The sequence below is a fragment of the Candidatus Poriferisocius sp. genome, from assembly GCF_965214065.1.
Lineage (GTDB): Bacteria > Actinomycetota > Acidimicrobiia > Acidimicrobiales > Bin134 > Poriferisocius.
This window is the reverse complement of sequence record NZ_CBDCAT010000028.1, coordinates 319,993-342,323: the sequence shown is the minus strand read 5'-3', so window position 1 is coordinate 342,323 and position 22,331 is coordinate 319,993. Positions and strand designations below refer to the sequence as shown.

Annotated in this window: 11 protein-coding genes; 2 read left to right on the top strand and 9 right to left on the bottom strand. The window is 65.0% G+C overall.

The genetic code is table 11. From position 1 onward, the window contains the following. Positions 1-2 precede the first annotated feature (2 nt). On the top strand, positions 3-506 hold the full coding sequence (locus ACOOGG_RS12930) for a nuclear transport factor 2 family protein (protein ID WP_420435674.1): 504 nt from the start codon (positions 3-5) through the stop codon (positions 504-506). Here the strand turns inward: ACOOGG_RS12930 and ACOOGG_RS12925 are convergent. The 3 genes from ACOOGG_RS12925 to ACOOGG_RS12915 are packed head-to-tail and all read right to left on the bottom strand — an operon-like array spanning position 503 to position 2,709. After that, complete coding sequence (locus ACOOGG_RS12925; protein WP_420435672.1) at positions 503-916, bottom strand: Zn-ribbon domain-containing OB-fold protein; 414 nt, start codon at positions 914-916, stop codon at positions 503-505. The two genes, ACOOGG_RS12930 and ACOOGG_RS12925, sit on opposite strands and share 4 nt — an antisense overlap. After that, positions 916-2,115 (bottom strand): thiolase family protein, encoded by a 1,200-nt coding sequence (locus ACOOGG_RS12920; protein WP_420435670.1) that lies wholly within the window; start codon positions 2,113-2,115, stop codon positions 916-918. The genes ACOOGG_RS12925 and ACOOGG_RS12920 overlap by 1 nt, the downstream gene beginning before the upstream one ends. Before the next feature lie 51 nt (positions 2,116-2,166). Continuing rightward, positions 2,167-2,709 (bottom strand): polysaccharide deacetylase family protein, encoded by a 543-nt coding sequence (locus ACOOGG_RS12915; protein ID WP_420435668.1) that lies wholly within the window; start codon positions 2,707-2,709, stop codon positions 2,167-2,169. On the opposite strand from ACOOGG_RS12915, the gene ACOOGG_RS12910 reads away from it, so the two are divergent. Continuing rightward, the gene (locus tag ACOOGG_RS12910; protein ID WP_420435666.1) at positions 2,708-3,202 is read left to right on the top strand and encodes a hypothetical protein; all 495 of its coding nucleotides are present in this window, start codon (positions 2,708-2,710) and stop codon (positions 3,200-3,202) included. The genes ACOOGG_RS12915 and ACOOGG_RS12910 overlap by 2 nt on opposite strands. Here the strand turns inward: ACOOGG_RS12910 and ACOOGG_RS12905 are convergent. The 6 genes from ACOOGG_RS12905 to ACOOGG_RS12880 form a co-directional block, all read right to left on the bottom strand. Next, positions 3,199-4,026: an SDR family NAD(P)-dependent oxidoreductase gene (locus ACOOGG_RS12905; protein ID WP_420435664.1), complete on the bottom strand. Its 828-nt coding sequence runs from the start codon at positions 4,024-4,026 to the stop codon at positions 3,199-3,201. The genes ACOOGG_RS12910 and ACOOGG_RS12905 overlap by 4 nt on opposite strands. A gap of 58 nt (positions 4,027-4,084) precedes the next feature. Beyond that, positions 4,085-5,254 carry a serine hydrolase gene (locus ACOOGG_RS12900; protein WP_420435662.1) on the bottom strand — a complete coding sequence of 390 codons (1,170 nt, stop codon included), beginning with the start codon at positions 5,252-5,254 and terminating at the stop codon, positions 4,085-4,087. Positions 5,255-5,305: 51 nt separating this feature from the next. After that, positions 5,306-6,082: a hypothetical protein gene (locus ACOOGG_RS12895; protein WP_420435660.1), complete on the bottom strand. Its 777-nt coding sequence runs from the start codon at positions 6,080-6,082 to the stop codon at positions 5,306-5,308. 98 nt (positions 6,083-6,180) lie between these two features. Continuing rightward, a complete protein-coding gene (locus tag ACOOGG_RS12890) occupies positions 6,181-8,436 on the bottom strand; it encodes a xanthine dehydrogenase family protein molybdopterin-binding subunit (RefSeq protein ID WP_420435658.1) in 2,256 nt (751 codons plus the stop codon). 41 nt (positions 8,437-8,477) lie between these two features. Next, positions 8,478-12,995: a PEP/pyruvate-binding domain-containing protein gene (locus ACOOGG_RS12885; RefSeq protein WP_420435656.1), complete on the bottom strand. Its 4,518-nt coding sequence runs from the start codon at positions 12,993-12,995 to the stop codon at positions 8,478-8,480. 1,109 nt (positions 12,996-14,104) lie between these two features. Further along, a complete protein-coding gene (locus tag ACOOGG_RS12880) occupies positions 14,105-22,300 on the bottom strand; it encodes a hypothetical protein (protein WP_420435654.1) in 8,196 nt (2,731 codons plus the stop codon). Between the last annotated feature and the right edge of the window lie 31 nt (positions 22,301-22,331).

Sequence of the window (22,331 nt, the reverse complement as noted above, 5' to 3'; positions counted from 1 at the left end):
CGATGGACGATGTAACCCGCCTGTTGGCCTATGAGGAGATTCGGCAGTTGGCGGCCCGGTATGCGGTGGCGGTGGACCGGCGAGATTTGGATGCCCTCGTTGGGCTGTTCATCGACGATGTGCGGGTAGGGAGGGACGCTTTTGGGCGGGACGCCCTGAGGGGTGACTTCGAGAAGTCATTGGGAGCCATCGGGCCGTCGGTTTTGAACATCGGCACTCACCAGATCGACTTGATCGACGACGATCGCGCCACTGGCCACGTCTATTGCAAGGCCGAGGTTGCCGAGGGTGACCGGTGGATCCATCAGGCCATCCGCTACGACGACACCTACGAGCGCCGAGACGGCCACTGGTATTTCGTTCGCCGCCTCCACAAGCTGTTCTACGGCGCGGAGGTGGGAGCGAACCCCCTGGGCCTGCCTCCGGCCAACTGGCCCGAGAACCCCGACGGCCTTGGCACCCTCCCCTACGAAGACCCCACCTGGCAGGCCTTCAACGACAGCTAGGTGGCGGGGAGAAAGCCCAGCAGGGTGGTGTCGTCCACGTCTTCGTAGGCGGCTTCCACGGCCATGCCCACCGCGATGTCAGCGATATCGCAGTCCACCATGTTGCCCACCAGGCGGGGGCCCTCATCCAGGTCCACTAGAGCGATGGCAAACGGGATGCGGCTGGACAAGGCCGGGTCGTGGCCGGCTCGGTCGACAGTGAACGAGTACACCGTGCCCTTTCCGCTCAGCTCCCCCCATTCCCAGTCGTCGCCCAGGCAAACTGGGCACCGGCCCCGGGGGTAGAAGAAGTACCCGTGGCGGGGGCAGCGCTGGAGGATTAGGCGGTGTTCCCGCAGGCCATCGAAATACGGCGCGGTGATGGGTGTGGGAGTGGGCAGGGGCCGGCCATCAGCAGAGAAGTGAACCATCAAGCCCCCTCCAAGATGAGGGCCACCTGCTCGGCCAGCATTCCCCCGGTGCCGTTGGCGTAGGCGATGTTGCAGTCGGGCACCTGGCGCTCGCCAGCGCGGCCTTGCACCTGGCGCACAGCCTCGGTGATGTGGCTCATGCCGCCGCCCAATCCAGCTTGGCCCATGCCCAGCTGCCCGCCGTGGGTGTTGAGGGGCCAGTCGCCGTCATAGCGCAGGCTGTGCTCGTCGATGAACCGCCCGCCCTGGCCCTTGGGGCAGAATCCGGCGTCTTCGATGGTCAACAGCACGGTGATGGTGTAGCAGTCGTACATCGAGGCCATGTCCACCGCGTCGCGTGACACCCCGGCCATGGCGAACGCCCGGTCGGCAGCCAGGCGAATGGGGGTATCTACGATGTCGGGGGCGTAGGTGATGCTCTTATGGGTGAGGTGCTCGCCGTAGCCGCTCACATACACCGGGCGGTGCGGGCACCGGGCGGCCCGCTCGGCGGTGGTCACCAGCACCGCGGAGCCGCCGTAGCACGGCATGACGATCTCCAGCAGCTTCAGCGGATCGGCCACATACCGGGAACTCATCACGTCGTCGACGGTTATGGGCTTGCCGTAGAACACCGCCATGGGGTTGGCCTGGGCGTTGTAGCGGGAGTCCACCGCCACCTTGGCCAGCGTCTCCTCGCTCACTCCGTATTCGGCCATGTAGCGGCTGGCGGCCATGGCGAAGCTGGGGGTGGCGGCCACCAGTCCGGCGGGGATCTCGAACTGCCCCTGGGGAGAGCCCCAGACTTCGCCGCCCATGTAGGCCCCCATCTTCATCTTCATGGAGCCGCCGTTGGCCCCCGGCTGGGGCGGGGCGGGAACCGACGGCGTGAACACCAGAACCGTTTCGCAAATCCCTACCTCAATGGCGGCGGCCGCCCGCCACACCATTCCCGCCGGGGTGGCCCCGCCCAGATCGACCACTTCGTTGAAGTTGCTGCGAATGCTCAAGAACTCAGCTAACGCCGAAGGGGCGAACATTGGCGATTCCCGCAGGCCGTTGATCACCAGACCGTCCACTTCGCCCTTGTCCACCTCGGCATCGGCCAGCACCTCGGCCGCCAGCCGGGCACAAGCCTCCATGGTGAACATGGGCTCGTCCCATACCCGCTTAGGCGCCCACTCTGTGAGCCCCACAATCGCCGCCGCTCTCTTTCCCATGCACCTCACCCTAGTGAGCGGCTGGTCAACAGCCTCGGTCGACCTATTTCGTCAAGTGCAGAGCGGTTCGAAGCGGTAGCCACGGCGGGACAACTGGCTGAGCGCGCTGTCGAGGCCGACTACCGTTTGCGAGCGGTCGCCACCTCCGTCGTGAAGCAGCATGATCACGCCGTCTCGGGCGTAATCCACGATGTGTTGGGAGATGTCCTGCGCCGAGACTTGGAGCCAGTCTTTGGGGCTGGTGTCCCACGTGAACACGGTCAATCCGTGCTCGGCTGCCCAATCCCGAGTGGATGCATCCATAGATGCGTAGGGGGGCCTCAAACAGGTGCTGCCCCAACGACTAAGCAATGCCTGGGTCCTGCCGATGGTTTCGTCGAACTCCTCGCGAGACAGACCCCCGAGAGCCTCGTGATTCCAGGTGTGATTGCCGAGGGTGTGCCCCTCGTCGACTATGCGCTGGGTGGTACCGGGATAGGCCTCAACCAGCGACCCGACAACGAAGAACGTGGCCCGAGCTCCATATCGGGCCAATACATCGAGCATCTGGGGCGTGTAGACGGGATGAGGGCCGTCGTCGAACGTGAGGTACATGACTGGAGCAGACTCGTCGAGAGTCGGAGTGGGATTGGGGGTCGCAGAATTGACCGGTGGGGTAGGTAGCGTCGTCGGCGTCGGGGTCGCTTCCGGTGTGGGCTGTGGCGTGGTGGCCGGCTCGGGATTCGGCGTGGTCCGCGGCGCGGCACCCGGCCCGGGATTCGGCGTGGTCGGCGGCGCGACACCCGGCTCGGGATTCGGAGTGGTCGGCGGCGCGGCACCCGGCTCGGGATTCGGAGTGATTGGCGGCGCGGCACCCGGCTCGGGTTCCGGAGTGATTGGCGGCGTGGTGTCCGCAACGGATTCTGGCGTGGCTTCCAACCCTGTTGGCACCGGAGTTGGCGAGGCAGGCTCTAACGGCGCTTCCGAAGGAGAGGGAACCGGCGACACAGAAATACGCGAAGAGGGGGTGCTTTGGCCGCACCCGGCAAGGAGCACGACCATAGCGAGAGCAACGGCCGCACCCCGGGTCATGCAACTAGTTAACTAGTCGACCTCGGCGGTTGGGGGGACCCTTCGCTCCAGCAGGGCGTCGTAGCGAACTTGGAGCTGGTTGGTGTAGCTGGGCTTGGTGGGGATGAGGAAGTCGCCAGCTCGAATGCCCGCCATAACCGGGCCAACCACATCAGCGGGTGAGATGCCTGCCGCGGTCATCTTGGCAAGCGACTCCACCACGAAGGCGTTGTCCTCTCTGTCGTCGGTGCCGTAGCGATCGTCCCTTACCCGGGCGGTGTGGGCGATGGCAGTATCGATGGCGCTGGGGGTGAGCACCGAGGCATTGACCTTGGCCCCCACCGCAGCCAGGTCCAGTGCCAGGCACTCGGTGAGTGAGAAGGCGGCGCACTTCGACACGACGTAGGGGCTGGAGAATCCACCGGCCACGAAAGCGGCTACCGAGGCGGTGTTCACGATGTGGCCCTCGGTGTCTTGGGCGATCATTCGGGGCACGAAGGCGGCCACACCGTTGATGATGCCGTACACGTTCACGCCGAGCACCCAGTCCCAATCGGCCGGGGTGCGCTCCCACATGAGCCCGGCCTGGAACACACCAGCGTTGTTGAACAGGAGGTCTACCTGCCCGAAGGCATCCCAGGCGGCGTCGGCCAGCGCCTCGACCGATGCCCGATCGGCGACGTCTACTTCAACTGCCACCGCATTGTCACCGATGGCGTCGGCAGTGGCCGTGGCTCCCGCGAGATCGATGTCTGCGGCCACTACCTTGGCCCCCTCAGCGCTGAATCCGGCGGCCAATGCCGCTCCAATCCCGCTGGCCGCCCCGGTAATGACCGTCACCTTTTTGTCAAAGTCCTGCATGACCCCATGCTGGCATGGCTTGCTGGTGTCGCAGATGTCGGAGCGGAGAAGCCCGCTGTTAGCCGCCAGTTTCTGCTTCGGGCCAGATCTCAGGGTCGTGGACGCCGTCGCCTTCCCGTTCGCAGACAAGGTCGCCATCTTCAGCCACAAATGCGTAGATACGACACGCAGCCAGTGACACCCATTGGTTGGTCAGGTCGTAGAACTCCCCGCGGGCGCTCATGATGGCCAGGGCAAACCAGCTGCCGTCAGGAAGCACAATGACGCCGGAATCGATCATCTGCCGGTATTCCGCTGGACAGCAGTTTGGTCGAAGCCAACCCGCCTTGTGCAGCGACGATTCAGCCACTTGCGGAGGCAGCCGATCAAGCAAGACGCCGTCGAGGTCTCTCGGAGAATTCAGCGTATGAGAGGTGTCCAGCAGCCAGTGTTGAAGGGCCGCCGACTCGTCAGGGTCCAAGAGCTCACCCTTGTACAGACGGACAAAGAAAAGGGCCAGTTCGGCCATAGAGGTACGGTTGCCCAGGGGATTTTCGGGTCGGAAATCACCGGCCACCCGATTGGGGTCTTGGAAGCGCCACGCCTCCAGCCTGGTGTAGGGCAATCGGGCCACATTCCTGGTCCAGTTGTTCACCGCGTCCACTCCCCCGGCCACATCGATCAACCTTCCACCAGCCAAGTTGTCGGACAGGATCAAAGCGTCATAGGCCAGCGGTCTCACCGCCTCCACTCCGGCCGCTTCAAGGGCGGCCGCGGCCCACAGCGGCTTGACCGCGCTGGCCGAGATCCGAGACTCTGTGGGTAGGTAACCGTGGAGTGTCTCGTCGGGAAGCACCACCGCAATTGAGATCTGAGAGTCGGGGTTCCATTCTTCGGAGATCTCAGCCAAGTCCTCGTACTCTTCGGCCAAAAGGAAGTGGAACTCCCCGGCCAGCGAAGCCAAGAACTCCTCGGCAGAGCGATCAGGCGTGGCAGTTGGCTCCACCGTTGGATCGAGGGTTGCTGCTGGCGACTCCTCGACGGTCGGACTTGGAGTGGCAGGCATAGTCGGAGGTGGCGACGTTGGCACCGCGGTGGGTAACGGAGTCGGGGCCACGGTGGGAGCGGCCTCAAGCTCCACAGAGCTCACCTCCAGTACCGTCACAGGGTCGCCATCACAACCCGCAGCGACTGCGAGCATCCCGAGGCTCAGCAACACTGCGGTGATCCCGATGGCGCGACGAAACACGCTGCAAATTACCCGCTTATGCACGGAAGTGGCAGGCACTCGCAGAATTCGTCAGCGGGTGTCGTTGACCCAGGTCATGTTGGTGGCCTCACCGGCTTCGAGCAGGGGGCCGTCGTAGTTGGGGGAGGTCATGACCGAGGCGTCGCGGCGGTAGTTGATGAAGTGGACGCCGTCGTCGCCGCTGTAGAGCTTGTATCGGCGGTCGGCGGCCACCCACAGGGTGTCTCCCTCGCCGACGACCCGGCGGCCTACTCGGACCTCGCCCCGCAGCACGTGGATCAGCTCATCTTGGGAGTGGCTGTGGGCCGACGACTCGAAGTACTTGGGGCGGTCGGTGGCCAGCAGCCACAGCCGGTTGGTAGTAGACGATGCGTCGGAGAAGAACCGGGTGCGCTGGGTGTCGTCCACCGTGGCCCACACGCCGTCGGGGCCAATCACCCGCACTCCCCGGCCCTCGGAATCGGCCGGTCCCCGCAAACCATCGGACGGCGGCAAAGGATCCGCCGGTCCCACATGGACGATGCTGGTTTCGGACTCCGCAGTCGCGGTCGCAGCCACCCCGGCCTCCACGATCACGGCCCCGTCAGCGGGGCAGACTCGCCCGTCGACGGTCAGGCTACCGGAGCGCACATACACCGCCTCGTCTCCATGCTCGGTGCCCCAACTCAGCTCTGTGCCAGCGGCCAGGTCGGCGGCCACCAACCACAGCGAGGCGCCGTCAGGGCTGACCTGCCGGGCCGCGCATCCGCCGACTGCTTCGACAGTCGGCCCGGGATAGGCAGCGTCGCTATGCCTAGTCGCTGCCCGAACAACATCAACCGCGCTCATGGCCCCTTATCTTCTCACTCGGCACGGCGGCTGCGGCAGGCGGCGGCCGATTCGACAGCGTCACCCCAATTACCGGCATCTTCTCTTCCGAGATCTGCTCAACCATGGTCCTGGATGGCTTTCCAAACCCGCTCGGGCGTCAGGGGCATGTCCAGGTGGCGGACGCCGAATGGCGCCAGAGCGTCCACCACCGCATTCTGCACCGCGGCGGTGGCCCCTACCGTGCCCGACTCTCCGACGCCCTTGGCCCCCAGCAGATTCCGGTCGGTGGGAGTCTCAGAGCGGATCAACTCGAAGCTGGGGAGCTCCGCCGCGGAGATCACCGGGTAGTCGGCAAAGTTGGTGGTGAGCGGGTTGGCATCCGCGTCGTAGACCAGTTCCTCCATCAGGGCCTGGGCAACGCCCCCGGCGATGCCACCGTGAATCTGGCCGTCGAATATCAGCGGATTCAACACGGTGCCGGCATCGTCCACTGCAACCAGCCGCACCAATTCCACCCGGCCGGTCTCGGCGTCCACCTCCACCACGGCCACATGGGCGCCGAACGGGAATGTCTGGCCCCCGATCTCGAAATCCGACTCCACCGCCAGCGGGCCATCCAGACCAGCGGCCACTTCGGCCCATCCCACCGACACCGCCGGGGTTCCGGCCACATGGAAGCTGCCGCCCTCAGGGTCGTGGACCACATCGGCGGCCGAAGCCTCCAACAGATCAGCTGCTACCGGCAGCGCCTGCTCCACCAGCCGTCGAGACGCATCGACCAGCATCGACCCAACGATCTGAGCCGAGCGAGACCCGCCGGTGACCTGTCCCCGGGGCGTGCAGTCGGTGTCGCCTCCCACCGCAACTACCCGGTCTAGGGCGATGCCCAGCACGTCGGCCACGATCATGGGCCAAACCGTCTCATGGCCCTGCCCGTGGGGGGTGGAGCTGGTCACCGCGGTCACCGTGCCATTGGTGCCCAGCTCTACTGAGGCGAAATCTCCGCCCCCGGTAGTGGCGGTGACCTCCACGTAGGTGGACAGGCCTATCCCCATGAGCGCTTTCGAGCCGCCGAGTCGGCGGGCGGCCTGCTCAGCCCGCAAATCCTCGTATCCGGCCGCTTCCAAGGCGAGATCCAGCGCCATTTGGTAGTCGCCGGAGTCGTAGCTCATTCCCGACGCGGTCGAGTGGGGAAACGCCTCGGGATCAAGGAAGTTGCGGCGGCGCACCTCGGCGGGGTCCATGTCGATCTCAGCGGCGAACAGGTCCACAGCCCGCTCGATGGCCGAGGCCGCCTCCGGCCGACCGGCGCCCCGAAAAGCCCCATTCGGAGTGGTGGAGGTGGGCACTGAGACCGCCCGAAACCCGGCGCAGGCGATCTTGTAGACGCCGGTGAACATAGCCATGGTCATTCGGGGCAAGAACCCGGCGATGAGCGGATAGGCCCCGCTGTCTTGGATCACGTCGAGCTGGTAGGCGCCAATCTGACCGTCGCGGCTGCCGCCCACCACTACGTCTTGAATCTGGCCTCGGCCACTGCCCAGCCCGGTCATCGACTGGGTACGAGCCTCGATCCAGGCACAGGGACGGCCCAGTCGGCGGGATAGCCAGCCCAAGAGAGCCTCTTCGGGATAGCAGCGGAACTTCGCTCCAAAGCTGCCCCCCACATCAGGGGTAATCACCAGCACTTGCTCGGGCTTCAGCCCATGAATGCCCATAAGCGCCGTCTTCACGTTGTGGCTGCCCTGAGTCGCGGTGTGGTGGATCAGCCGGTCTCCATCCCAGTGCGAGAAGCCCGCTCGGGCTTCGATGGGGGCAGCCGACATGCGCTGATTGCGAAATCGCGCCTGCACCACCACCTCGCACTGGTCGAAGTCGGGCATCTCATCGGTGGCACAGCGATACACCGTCTGGTCGTCGATACCGGGAAACAGAAGCACATCACCCCTCAGCGACGACTCCATGTCGACCAGCGGGGGCAGCGGCTCGTAGTCCACAACCACCAAGTCGGCGGCGTCGGCGGCCTGGCCAGGGTCGTCGGCCACCACGGCCACCACCGGCTCTCCCACATAGCGGACGACGTCGCGAGCCAGCATGGTGCGAACCATCTGGTCGTTCATTCCCGGAAACGGAGTGGGGTAGACCGCCACGCCGGGATCCAAGTCGGCGGAGGTGAACACCCCGAGAACACCGGGGCTGGCCGCGACGGCCGTCGTATCGACAGATAACAGCCGGGCATGGGCCTCAGTCGAAGTCACATAGACGACATGGGCAGCCTCGGGAGGAACCAGGTTGGCCACATAAGAGCCATGACCGGTGAGAAAACGGGGATCCTCCCGCCGCAAGACCGGGTGGCCAAGGATTGATGGCATCAGACCAGGCTAATTGTCGCGCCTGGTGGCAGAGCGGCGATTCAGTCGTTGTCGGAGATTGTGCCGGTGGCGTAGAGGAAGCCGTCGCGGATGACGATCCCGCTGGTGGCGTACACGTACACGCGCAGCGTCTCGGTGTCCTCTGGGGTGTCGTCGTCGATGACCGGCACGGTCACCTCGATGCTGGTGTCGCCCGCAGCCAGCGTGAACGTCCTCCTGAATTCAATGCTCCAGTCCTGCCACAGCGTCGCGGTGCGGCCGTATCCGCCGTAGCGGAACGTGATCGGGACGGGATTGGGCTTCGACAGTGTCACCACAAACCCAAGGTCCTGCGCGCCCTCAACAGCGGTGGCGTCGCTGACGGTCACCGTCGGCGGACCAGCGGGGGCCAGATCGTTGTCGGACACCGCCACCGTCGCCGCGTATTGGGTCGCTGACACTGTGTAGCCGGGGCCGCTGTCGATCGTGGCTGTCACCGAGCCGTCGGCCTCGTCGGTTGTGTCGTCGGTGGTAGCGACGGTGAACGTCACGCTGCCAGTCGTCGGGATAGTGACCGTCCGCTCGCCGGTGCTGGCGAAGTTGCCGCTTTGGGACACGGTCACGCTGACATCAAGACTCGCCGCGGGCGCAGGGCTAGCGGTGAGCGTGAACGTCGCCGCGGCCCCCTCAGCGACATCGCTGCCCGCCGCGATGCTGATCTGCGGTTCAGCCGGCGGAGGCGGGGGCGGCGGCGGAGGCGGGTCGTCGTCGTCTGCTACCGCAACCGTCGCTGAACCGGCTGATGATGACACCGTGTAACCGGTGCCGGTTGAGATGGCGGCGGTGATAGACCCGTCAGCCTCGTCTGCGCTGTCATCGGAAGTGGCAACGGTCAGCGTGTAGCTCCCGCCGGTCGGGATGGTCACCGTGCGGACTCCGGTGGACACGCCGAAGCTGCCGCTTTGGGCGACGGTGACGCTGACCGACAGAGCCGACGCCGGCGCAGGACTGGCTGTGAGCGTGAACGTCGCCGCGGCCCCCTCAGCGACATCGCTGCCTGCGGCGATGCTGATCTCGGGGTCAGCCGGCGGTGGCGGAGGCGGCGGTGGCGGGTCGTCGTCGTCTGCGACCGCGACCGCCGCCGAGCCGGCTGACGACGACACCGTGTAGCCGGTGCCGGTGTCGATCGCGACGGTCACCGACCCGTCGGCCTCGTCGATGCTGTCACCAGTGGTGTCCACGGTCAGCGTGTAGCTGCCCGTGGTGGGGATCGTCACGGTGCTCGCCCCGGTCGCCGCACCGAAATCACCCGACTGCGACACCGTCACATCCACCGACAAAGCAGCCGCCGGCGCGGGAGACGCGGTGAGCGTGAACGACGCCACAGAGCCCTCGGTCACACCGCTGCCCGCAGCAATGCTGATCTCCGGAACCGGAGGCGGAGGCGGCTTCTGCCCGGCTGCCTCGATGCACTCCAACGCCTCGCGGAACGGCCGCCACCCGAACCAGAGCTGCTCGCGTGCGAGCGCCTCAGCCGCAGTGAACGCGGTCAACTGATCATCCGCCACATCGCCGAACGCCACCAGCACCCGAAGCCAGTTACGGCCATAACCAGGCGCGCGATCACGATGCAGCTCGTAATAATCACGCGCCAACCCCAACGTCTCATCAGAAACACAATCCGCAGGAGGAGGCGGCGGCGGAGGCGGGTCGTCGTCATCGGAAACCGAGACCGTCGCCGAACCCGCCGAAGACGACACTGTGTAACCAGTGCCACTGCCGACAGTGGCGGTGACCGACCCGTCGGGCTCGTCGACGCTGTCACCCGTCGTAGAAACCGTCAAAGCGAAACTGCCCGACGCCGGGATCGTCACCGTCCGCGAACCCGCCGACACACCGAAATCGCCGCTCTGCGCGATAGTCACCGTCACATCCAGATCAGCCACAGGCTTCGGCGACGCAGTGACCGTGAAACTAGCGTCTCCGCCTTCAGTTACAGCACCGCCTGCGGCGATGCTCACCTCAGGCTCAACGTCGCACTGCGCCTGCTCCACCGCCGCCAAAGTGCGCGCAATGCGATCCCAACGCGAGTTCCCCAGCCAATCAGCCACACCCTGAGCCTGCTCAGCAGTCATCGGCGTATGACCCGTGTCGGTGCCCAAAGCAGCCAGCACACGATTGAACCTCTTGACCCCCGCCGCAGCAGCAGACGACAAGGCATCCCGCCAAGCGGTGATCTCATCAACGGTGACAGCGTCGTCAGGCAACGCCACGCTGCACCCGCCCTCGTCATCATCAGACACCGCCACCGACGCCGAACCCGAAGACGACGACACCGTGTAACCCGCGCCCGTGCTCACCGTGGCAGTGACCGACCCATCCGCCTCGTCATCACCGTCATCACTGGTAGAAACAGTCAAGGTGAAGCTGCCCGACGTCGGGACCGTCACCGTCTGCACACCGGTCGTCGCACCGAAATCGCCGCTCTGCGCAACCGCCACGTCAACAGAAAGGGCCGCATGCGGCGTCGGATCGGCGGTCACCGCGAAGGTCGCATCGCCGCCCTCGGTCACATCGCCGCCCGCAGCGACGCTGACCTCGGGCACGTCATCATCAGACACCGCCACCGTGGCGCTCCCGCTGCCCGACGAAACCGTATAACCCATGCCCGCACTTACAGCCGCGGTCACCGACCCATCGGCCTCGTCCTCGTTGTCGTCGCTGGTAGAGACAGTCAAGGTGTAGCTGCCGGTTGTGGGGATGGTGACCATGCGCAGCCCGGTTGTGACGCCATAGTCGCCGCTCTGGGTGACCGACACCTCAACATCCAAATCGGCCGCAGGCACAGGACTGGCTGTCAACGTGAAGCTTGTGTCGCCGCCTTCGGCCACCGCGGAACCCGCAGCGATGCTGATCTCGGGTTCTGCGGGGGTGGTGCCGCAGTCTTCGATTGCCAGCAGGGTGCGGGTGGTGCGCTCCCAGCGGCTGTTGATGTACTTGGCCTCTAGCGTTTTCGATTCCGCCGCGGTCATCTTGGCCTCGCCAGTGTCGATGCCGAGGGCGGCAAGCACGCGGTTCCATCGCCGCACATGGTCGGGGTAGTTGTGGCCGTCGCGCCAGACTTGGACTTCCCCAACCGTGACGGCGTCTGTCGGGAGTTGGGGCACGCATTCTGTAATGGGTTGGCTGAACACCCAGGGGCGGGCTTGTTTGATGGCGAGCTGGTTGGCTGAGGTGATCTTGAACTCGATCTCCATGGCGAATTCGTCGCCGTCGGCGGGGTTGTAGAGCGTCTCGAAGTGGTCGTGGATTGCCTTGAGGCTGTTGCGAAGCTGGATCATCTGCGCGTCGGTCATGAACAGCTTGTTCTCCGGGGCGAGGTTCGAGCGGGCCAAAACAGTGGCCGCTCCCGCGGAGTCCAAAAGGAGCTCCTCGGGCAGCGAGTTCGCCTCGGGGTTGGTGACCAGATCCTCGCCGAGCTGGGTGTTCACGTAGTAGTGGCCGTCGAGGCCGGTAACCGGGTCGAAGCTGACCGCCACCCCGTTCGACAGCTCGTCGGAGTAGTTCGGGTGCACCAAGACACCCATCGCGGTCGCGAGGTGGTCGATGCGGTGGTGCTCGCGCTCGAGGAACGCTCTGAAGTTCCAAAGGCTCGCCCACACCGCCTTGATCGACTTGTCGATGCCGTCATCGGCAGTCTCGTCGGGATCCTGGGTCTTGGAGTCGTACAGGCCGGCACCGTTGAAATCAGGAAGGTCCTCGTTGTTAGTGCTCGACCGGTAGCGCAGCGACGTGCCCGCAGGAAACGAGTCGTGCATCGTTGTCAGCGCGGTGATGATCCAGGACGGGGAGGCGGCATTCTTGATCGCCTTGCGCAAGTCGTCCAGCATCTCCTCCTGGATGTCAAAGTCGGTCCCGAACTTCGGGTGAGCCAGCATCTGAGTTACGGCTGAAGCCAATGTCGTTCCAGCCGGCAGCGTGATCTTCTCCTCAGCCGGCGCCTTCTTCTTCCCCAGGATCGTTTCTTTGTCGAGGGTGGCCTGCTTCATGAACTCTTCGTAGAAATAGAACGGGACCGCGAACCCGTCCGGCGCGACCCCCGCTGCCAGCGTCGTGAGCCCGCTCAACTCCGCTACGTTCGCCGCTTTCACCCCGAACGCAGTCCAGTCTTCGAATTCGATGTCGTCCAGCGACGTGATCGCCTGAACGCTCAGATCCCGCTGGGGCACCTGCACGCTCGCAGGCCGCGACGCAGCGTGATACGCGTCCACCTCCGCCTTCGTCGCGGCCCGCAAAGTGAACCCACCCGCGGTCGCGCGGTAATACACATAACTGCCCACGAGGTCGATCACGGCCTTATCGTCGAGCGCGTCGCGGATGAACGCATTCGGCGTCCCGTTCTGGATCGCCCGCAAGTTCACATGCGACAACGGCGTCTGCGGCACCGTCGTGATAACCCCCGCCGCCCGCGGCAAATCGTTCGGCAACACTGACAAAATCGCTACATCACGAGGACCCGGCGACTCGCCCGGCTCGAACACCCCCAACAACCCATAACCCTCAGCCTCGTTATACGCCACATACTCAACATCAGGACGAATGTCACTATCTCTAAGAATCTTCACCCTCGAAGCGTCATACAGCGATTTTTCCTGCTCGTATTTCTTCTTAGCTCTAGGGCTTATGAAGGGATAATAGGCCAAGTTATCCTTGAGGAAAGGCATCGCAGCAGCCAGTGTCTCCTGAACCAGTGACACCTCGCGAAAATCAAAGGAATCCGAAGGCTGGAATTCCCAACGGTAAACTCCCAAAGAGCCGTCCGGCGCAACAACATTAGGATGGTAGATCAAAACGCCCCTGGCCATTCCTCCCCAACAGCAGTCGACGACTTCTTTGAGTCCTATACTGCGAAACTTCCCATCAAAAGTCCAATGCCTTCGATAGCGGTCAGTGTCCTGGAACCAGAGTTTCGGGCTGTTCGAATAGACGTTGAGGATGGTGAACTTGACGTACTCCAAGTCTTTGAGCCAGACATCAATAAGGACATCTTGTCCCTGATATAAAAGCTCCTTAAACGCCGCGCGGTCTTCAATCGCTACAGACCCGTGTTGCGCGGCGACGGGCAGGGCAGGGTTCGTCGGATTCCGGTAGCCGAAATCGTCGAGTTCGGTGATGTCGTCGACACAGTCGCCGTCCACATCGGCAGGGTTCGCGATGAGATACTTCTCCACCCGATACTTGTCCGCGCCAAGCGGAGACAGACTGTCCGACAGCGAGGTAGTCCCAGATTCTCCCCGCTTGACCAACACCGGAACGTCCAGCACCTTGTCTGACCCGCGGTCATGCTTCACATACAGCACGAAATAATCGTCTTCGGTCGAAGACACCGTGATCGGTACCGAAGTGACCGCTACATCCGCAGGGGTAGGCGCAACCCAGCCGTCATCGCACGGCCCCTTCTTCTGCGTGTCCGTGCCGCCCTGAGCACCGGCCCCAACCGGAGCTAGCAAAGCCGCGACGCACACCATGCAAACCAGCAACCCAACACGCCCCGCCCACCGCATAGAAGAACCCCGCTCTCCTCATCGATTGACTTCGACGAGTCTGTGGAGTCGCTGCAAACGGCCCTTCAGCCCCGCCCAACCCAACCCTAGCCGCGGCGAGCGACCAAGGGCCCGCTGATGCGCGGTCAGTCGTCGTCGGTGATGGTGCCGGTGGCGTAGAGGAAGCCGTCGCGGATGACGATCCCGCTGGTGGCGTAGACGTACACGCGCAGCGTTTCGGTGTCCTCTGGGGTGTCGTCGTCGATGACCGGAACGGTTATCTCGATGCTGGTGTCGCCTGCGTCGAGCGTGAACGTCCTCCTGAAGTCGATGCTCCAGTCCTGCCACAGCGTCGCGGTGCGGCCGTATCCACCGTAGCGGAACGTGATCGGGACGGGATTGGGTTTCGACAGAGTCACCACGAAGGCAAGATCCTGCGCGCCCTCAACGGCGGTGGCGTCGCCGACGGTCACCGTCGGCGGCCCCGCAGGCGGCGGAGCCGGGTCGTCGTCATCGGACACCGCCACCGTCGCCGCCCCGGCCGAAGACGACACCGTGTAGCCGGTGCCGCTGGCCAATGTCGCGGTGACCGAGCCGTCGGCCTCGTCGGTTGTGTCGTTGGTGGTGGCGACGGTGAACGTGGCGCTGCCCGTCGTCGGAATCGTGACCGTCCGCTCGCCGATGCTGGCGAAGTCGCCGCTCTGGGACACGGTCACGCTGACATCGAGACTCGCCGCGGGCACAGGGCTGGCCGTGACGGTGAACGTCGCAGCCGAACCCTCAGTGACGCCGCTGCCCGCGGCGATGCTGATCTCGGGCACGTCATCGTCGGCCACAGCGACCGTGGCGCTGCTGTCGCTCGACGAGACGGTGTAGCCCGTGCCGCTGCCGACCGTGGCGGTCACCGACCCGTCGGCCTCGTCGGTGCTGTCATCGGCAGTGGCGACGGTCAGCGTGTAGCTCCCACCGGTCGGGATGGTCACCGTGCGCGCCCCGGTGGACACGCCGAAGCTGCCGCTCTGCGACACGGTGACGCTGACCGACAGGGCTGTCGTCGGCGCAGGACTGGCCGTGAGCGTGAACGTCGCAGCAGTCCCCTCAGCGACATCGCTGCCCGCCGCGATGCTGATCTCCGGTTCAGCCGGCGGCGGAGGGGGGGGCGGAGGTGCGGGGTCGTCGTCGTCTGAGACCGCGACCGTCGCCGAACCGGCCGAGGACGACACCGTGTAGCCGGTGCCGGTGTCGATCGTGACGGTCACCGACCCGTCGGCCTCGTCGGCGCTGTCACCAGTGGTGTCAACCGACAGCGCGAAGATGCCCGCGGTGGAAATCGTCACGGTCCGCGCTCCGGTCGACACACCGAAATCGCCTGACTGCGACACCGTCACATCGACCGTCAAAGCAGCAGCCGGCGCCGGAGACGCGGTGAGCGTGAACGACGCCGCCGAGCCCTCGGTCACACCGCTGCCCGCAGCGACGCTGATCTGCGGGCTCGCGGGCTGCTGGGCTGCCTCGATGCACTCCAGCGCCTCGCGGAACGGCCTCCACCCGAACCAGAGCTGCTCTCGCTCGAGGGCCTCAGCCGCAGTGAACGCAGTCACCTGATCATCGACGACGTCGCCGAACGCGACCAGCACCCGAAGCCAGTTACGGCCATAACCAGGCGCGCGATCACGGTTCAGCTCGTAATAGTCCCGCGCCAACCCCAGCGTCTCTTCAGAAACACAATCCGCAGGCGGAGGCGGCGGAGGTGGAGGCGGGTCGTCGTCATCAGACACCGCCACCGTGGCGCTGCTGTTGCCCGACGAGACGGTGTAGCCCGTGCCACTGCTCACCGACACTGTTACCGACCCATCAGCCTCGTCGGTGCTGTCACCGGTGGTGGCGACGGTCAGGATGTAGCTGCCGCTGGTCGGGATCGTCACGGTCCGCGCCCCTGCCGTCACACCGAAATCGCCTGACTGCGACACCGTCACATCCACCGCCAAAGCAGAAGTCGGCGCCGGAGACGCAGTGAGCGTGAACGACGCAGCGCCGCCCTCGGTGACGTCGCTGCCCGCAGCAACGCTGATCTCCGGATCCGGAGGCGGCGGGGGCGGGTCGTCATCGTCAGACACCGCGACCGTGGCGCTGCTGTTGCTCGACGACACCGTGTAGCCCGTGCCACTGCTCACCGACACCGTCACCGACCCGTCGGCCTCGTCGGCGCTGTCACCGGCGGTGGCGACAGTCAGCGTGTAGCTGCCACTGGTGGGGACCGTCACAGTCCGCTCCCCTGCCGTCACACCGAAATCGCCTGACTGCGACACCGTCACATCCACCGCCAAAGCAGAAGTCGGCGCCGGAGACGCAGTGAGCGTGAACGACGCAGCGCCGCCCTCTGTGACACCGCTACCCGCGGCAATGCTGATCTCCGGCAGCACAGCGGGCGGCTGCTGAGCGGTCAAGCCGTCAACGCTCAGCGTGAAAGCGCCCGTAGTCGACCGACTGAACGTCGTCGCCTCAACCGTGTAATCCCCCGCAGCCAACGACTCCGAGATCCGCGAGTTGTAGCCGTCGCCGCCATCATCGTTGCGAGACAGCTCCCCACCGTCGCGGCCAAGCCCGCTGCGCAAGAACAGATACGTATCAACAGACGACTCCAGATCGATCGTCACTGTGGCCCGCTGCGCCAAAGAGAAAGTAAAGAACCGGGCATACCGGCCCTCGCGGCCCTCCGAATCGCACGCGTCCGTCCATTGCCCCGCGACGCTCCCATCACCCTCCAACGCCGACACACACACATCAGCAACCACAAGCGGCGCATCATCATCAGACACCGCCACCGACGTCGAACCCGCCGACGACGACACCGTATAGCCCGTCCCGGTGCCCACCGACACCGTCACCGAACCATCCGCCTCGTCATCACTGTCGCCGCTGGTCGCGACCGTGAACGTCGCGCTGCCCGACGCCGTGACCGCCACCGTCCGCGAACCGGTCGCCACACCGAAATCGCCGCTCTGCGACACAGCGACCGCCACATCCAGACCAACCGCAGGCTTCGGCGACGCAGTCAACGTGAAACTCGCAGCAGACCCCTCAACCACACCGCTGCCAGCCGCAATGCTGATCTCAGGCACATCATCATCAGACACCGCCACAGACGCCGCGCCCTGCGCAGACGACACCGCATAGCCCGTCCCGCTGCCCACCGACACCGTCACCGAACCGTCCGCCTCATCAGCCAAATCATCCACCGTCGCCACAGTGAACGCCTTGGAACCAGACGCCGGAATCGTAACCGCCCTCGAACCAGCCGACACACCAAAATCGCCGCTCTGCGCAACAGTCACCGTCACATCCAGATCAACCGCAGGCTTCGGCGACGCAGTCAACGTGAAGCTCGCAGCGACCCCCTCAACCACACCAGCACCCCCAGCAATGCTGATCTCCGGATCATCCTGCTCGGCGTCGTCGTCGCACTGAGCCTGCTCCACCGCCGCCAAAGTGCGCGAAATGCGATCCCAACGCGAGTTCCCCAGCCAATCAGCCACACCCTGGGCCTGCTCAGCCGTCATCGGCGTATCACCAGTATCAACACCAAGCGCAGCAAGCACACGATTGAACCGCTTAACCCCCGCAGCCGCAGCAGCAGACAACCCATCCCGCCAACCAGTCACCTCATCAACTGTGACCGCGTCGTCAGGCAACTGCGGCGCGCACTCGGCCGGATCGTCATCATCAGACACCGCCACCGACGCCGAACCAGCCGAGGACGACACCGTGTAACCCGTGCCCGTGCTCACCGTCGCAGTGACCGACCCGTCGGCCTCGTCGGTGCTGTCACCGGTAGTGGCGACAGTCAGAGTGAAACTGCCCGACGCCGGGACCGTCACCGTCCGCGAACCCGTCGCCGCACCGAAATCACCGCTCTGGGCGACAGCGACCGTCACATCCAGACCAGCCGCCGGCTTCGGCGACGCAGTCAACGTGAAACTCGCAGCCGTCCCCTCGGAGACGCCGCTACCCGCAGCGATGCTGATCTCGGGCACATCATCATCAGACACAGCCACAGACGCCGCACCCTGCGTGGACGACACCGTGTAGCCCGTCCCAGCGGACAGCGACACCGTCACCGACCCGTCAGCCTCGTCGATACTGTCGTCACTCGTGCCCAGCCTCAGGGAGTGGGTGCCCGACGTCGCGATCTGAACAATCGCCGGACCGATGCCAACATAGAAATCGCCGCTCTGGGAGACCGTCACGTTGACCGTCAGCGGCGCAGCCGGCGCAGGACTGGCCGTGAGCGTGAACGACGCATTCCCACCCTCGGTCACCGCCGAACCACCGACAATGCTGACGACCGGCAACGGATCATCATCATCAGACACCGCCACCGTTGCCGCGCCCTGCGTGGACGACACCGTGTAACCCGATCCGCTGCCCACCGTCGCGGTCACCGAACCGTCCGCCTCATCAGCCGAATCGTCCGCCGTCGCGACAGTAAACGTCTCCGAACCAGACGCCGGAATCGTCACTGTCCTCGAACCCGTCGTCGCGCCGTAGTCACCGCTCTGCGACACACTGACCGTCACATCCAGACCAGCCGCAGGCGACGGCGCCGCGGTCACCGTGAAACTCGCAGCAGCACCCTCAGTCACACCGCCCCCACCAGCAATGCTGATCTCCGGGACATCATTGTCGGCCACAGCCACCGTGGCGCTCCCGCTGCCCGACGACACCGTGTAGCCCGTCCCGCTGCCCACCGTCGCAGTCACCGAACCGTCCGCCTCATCAGCCGAATCGTCCGCCGTCGCGACAGCAAACGTCTCCGAACCGCTTGCCGAAATCGTCACTGTCCTCGACCCGGCCGTCACACCGAAATCGCCGCTCTGCGACACACTGACCGCCACGTCCAGATCAGCCCCAGGCGCCGGCGCCGCGGTCACCGTGAAACTCGCAGCAGCACCCTCAGTCACACCGCCACCACCAGCAATGCTGATCTCGGGTTCGGACTGGGGAGATGTCTTCGTGGGCAGGCCGGCCACCGTCAATACGAACGTGCCGGACAACCCGTGGTTGAACGTGGTCGCTTCGATCGTGTAATCACCCGCAGCCAACGTCTCAGAGATCCGCGAGTTGTACCCGTCACCGCCGTCGTCGTTCCGATACAACTCCTGGCCGTCTCTGCCCAACCCGCTGCGCAGGAACAGATACGTGTCTTCGGACGACTCAAGATCGATCGTCACCGCAGCCTGGCTGTCCAGAGAGAAGGTATAGAAGCGGCCGTAACTGGCGGACCGGCCCTCAGAATCGCACGAACCCGTCCACGCCCCATCGACGCTGCCATTGCCTGGCAATGGCGATACGCAAGGATCGGACGAGTCGCCGCCGATCCCTGAGACGGTCAAGACGAACGAGGTGCCCGGCGTCACCGGCTGCCAGGAAGTCGCCTCAATCATGTAGTCGCCTGCCGGCAGCGTTGTCTTGATGAGCGGTGACCTAGATCCCCAACCCGACGCCGCAACAGATCCGAACTTCGAGTTCCTGCCGTTTCGCACTCTCAGATCCGGGTAATTGCTGCCAATTCCCCTATAGCCCAGGGACGGCGAGGTCAGATCGAGGGTCACCTCGCTTTGCCGGCCCAGCGTGAATCCATAGAACTGCGCCAACCCCTCGTTCTCAACGGACGCGCACGATGCCACCCATTCCCCTGAGACGTCTCCATCGCCCGTCAGCGCCGTTACACACGTCAAGTCGGGTGGCTCGTCATCGGCGATCGCCACCGTTGCAGAACCGGACGTGGTCGACACCGCGTAACGACGGGCAGGATCGAACGCTGCCATGACCGTCGCCGTCACCGAGCCGTCGGCTTCATCTGCCTTGTCATCGTCCGTCGGCATCGTCAAGGTGCCGGTGCCCGATGTCGAAATCGTCACCTGCGACGTGGCCGACTCGTGGCCACTGTACGACGTCGTCACCTGGTCTGCGGTGATGCCGAAGTCGCCGTCTGAGGACACCGCGACATCCACCGTCAACGGACTCGATGGCGGCGGCGACGCCGACAGCGTGAACACCGCGTCGCCGCCCTCGGTCACGTCGCCATCAGCTTCGATACTGATCCGTGTCGTTGACTGGGTCCACGACTGCGACGGCACGCCTTGAACACCAAGGGTGAACAGGCCGGTGGCCGGCGGACCCGTATCGGTGGTGGCCTCGATCGTGTAGTCGCCCGCGGGCAGAGTTGCGACGATGCGCGAGTCCGAACTCCCTAGCCCACCACTGTCGTCCCGATACAGCACAGTCTCCGCAGTTCTCGAGTTCCGGCCGCTTCGCAGGAGCAGGTAGCTGTCCTGGCGCGAACTCAGGTCAATCGTCACAGCGATCTGCTGACCCAAGGTGAAACCGAAGTAGCGCGCGTAGGAGCCGGCGCGGCCTTGGGACTTGCAGGCTTGCGCTGCGCTGGCACCCAGCGACAGCTGTTCGGGGCCAGGACCGGACCAGATCGCTGTGAAGTTCCCGCTGCCTGACAGCGGAGTCCAGCAGCCGTCGTCCTCCTTGGCGAAATCTCCCGAATTCAGCCACGCGAAGCCGTGTCCCCATCCGCTGGGGTACAAGCCATGGCGTTCGTCTGCGTTGGTTCTCAGATAATCGGCAACCTGCGAGGGCGTGAACGAAGGGTTGCGTTCGACCACCAGCGCAGCGAGACCCGCGACATGCGGTGCCGCCTGACTCGTTCCGCAGAACTTCCCCAACGATGTCGGCTCACAGTCGAGGCCGGCGACGTCGGGCTTCGTGCGCCCGTCGGGGGTAGGCCCTCGGCTGCTATAGGCCCGCGGAACCCAATAATGCGTGTCGCCGCCCGCGCCGACGGCCAGCACCCCCGGGCTTGAGCTATCGCCGGGGCTGGTCACGCTGCCGCCTTCGGGCGTGTAGTGATCGATCTCGCTGATTTGGCCGAAGACCATGAACTGCACCCACGTCGGCGCCGCGCTGGCTGTCTTCTTCTTTGCGTAGACCCAGTAGAAGCCGCTGTTGGCCGCTGTCAGGCTTATGCCCTCCCACGGGTAATCGGCGGCACCGCCCTTCTGAACGTCAGCGCTGGTGCCGACGACGGTCTGCGCCCCGCTCAGGGTGGCCGAATACCTCACTTCCAAATCGAGATCCTTGGTGGCACCGCCCCAGGTGCCGTCCCACCGCATGTTCACAAACAGCGAATCGGAGGCGTCGAGCTCGAGCACTTGCGCTTCATCCGCGGTGGCGCCGCTGCCGGCCCACTCGTGATAGCCGTCGTTGTCGGAGTCGGCGAACGAGCCGAACCACGCCCGCTTTCCATAGTTCCCGGCGGAGTTGACCCAGGTCATCCCGTTGTCGACCGCCCATTTGGCCGTGTTCAGCGGGCTCGGGCTGACCGGAGAGGTGCCGTCGGGCGCGCCGTGGAACGACCAGCTCACCGAGAAATTGATGATCTTCACCCCCTGGCCGTGCATCCACACCACCGCGCTGTGCAGGTCGGCCCACGTGAGCGGGTTGGAGATGTACAGCGCCGCGTCGGGGGCGACGTCCATCAGCGACTCCGCGACAGCGGTGCCATGCTGATCGCCTCCCGCCGTGTCGCAATTCGCCAGGTCGCTGGTGGGCTTGCCCGCATCGATGTAGCAACGGCCCACCACCGTCGCCGGCAGCTCGGTGCCTCGAAGAGCGCGCAGCCCGGTGAAGCCGTCCTTGGAGGTAGTCGTGGTGGACGTGTCGATGACGCCCACCTTCACCCCGTCACCGGTGTACCCGTTGTCGTGCCAGACATCGGCCCCATGGGCGCGGACACCCCCGCTAGTAACCGAGCCGAGGTCCTTGAACGGCTGCGGCATCGCGCGCACGCGGGCCACACCGGTCTGCTGCGCAAGCGGGCCGAGCAAATCAGGGGGCACGTACGCCTCGACGTAGTCGCCCACCACGTTCGCTGGCGTCACGCCGTTGTCGGCAAGGAACCCGAGCACACCGTTTCGGTTGCCGTCGAACTGCATCGTCAACAGCAGAGGCTCGCCGCCCAAGGTGGAATTTGTTCCGTCGGACAGCGACGGCGGCGAGGCCGCTGCACTGGCCACCGCCAACGCGCTGAGTTCCGAGCCGAGATTGGGATACGCCACATCCGACGCTGAGAATGTCGGAGGAGGCTGGGCGCCCGGCCCAAGCGAATCAGGGAGCAGACCATCGGTGACATCCTGTTCTTGCCCGCTGGTAGGAGGTGAAGATCCGTCGCCCGAGTCCTCTGCGGCAACGCCAGCAGCCCCGGTGCCTAGCATCGCCAAAGACAAAGCGATAGCTGCTGCTGTCCGAATAGGCCGAGGGACTATCGGCATGGCAGAAGTGTCAATCTAACAGGGAGCAGAG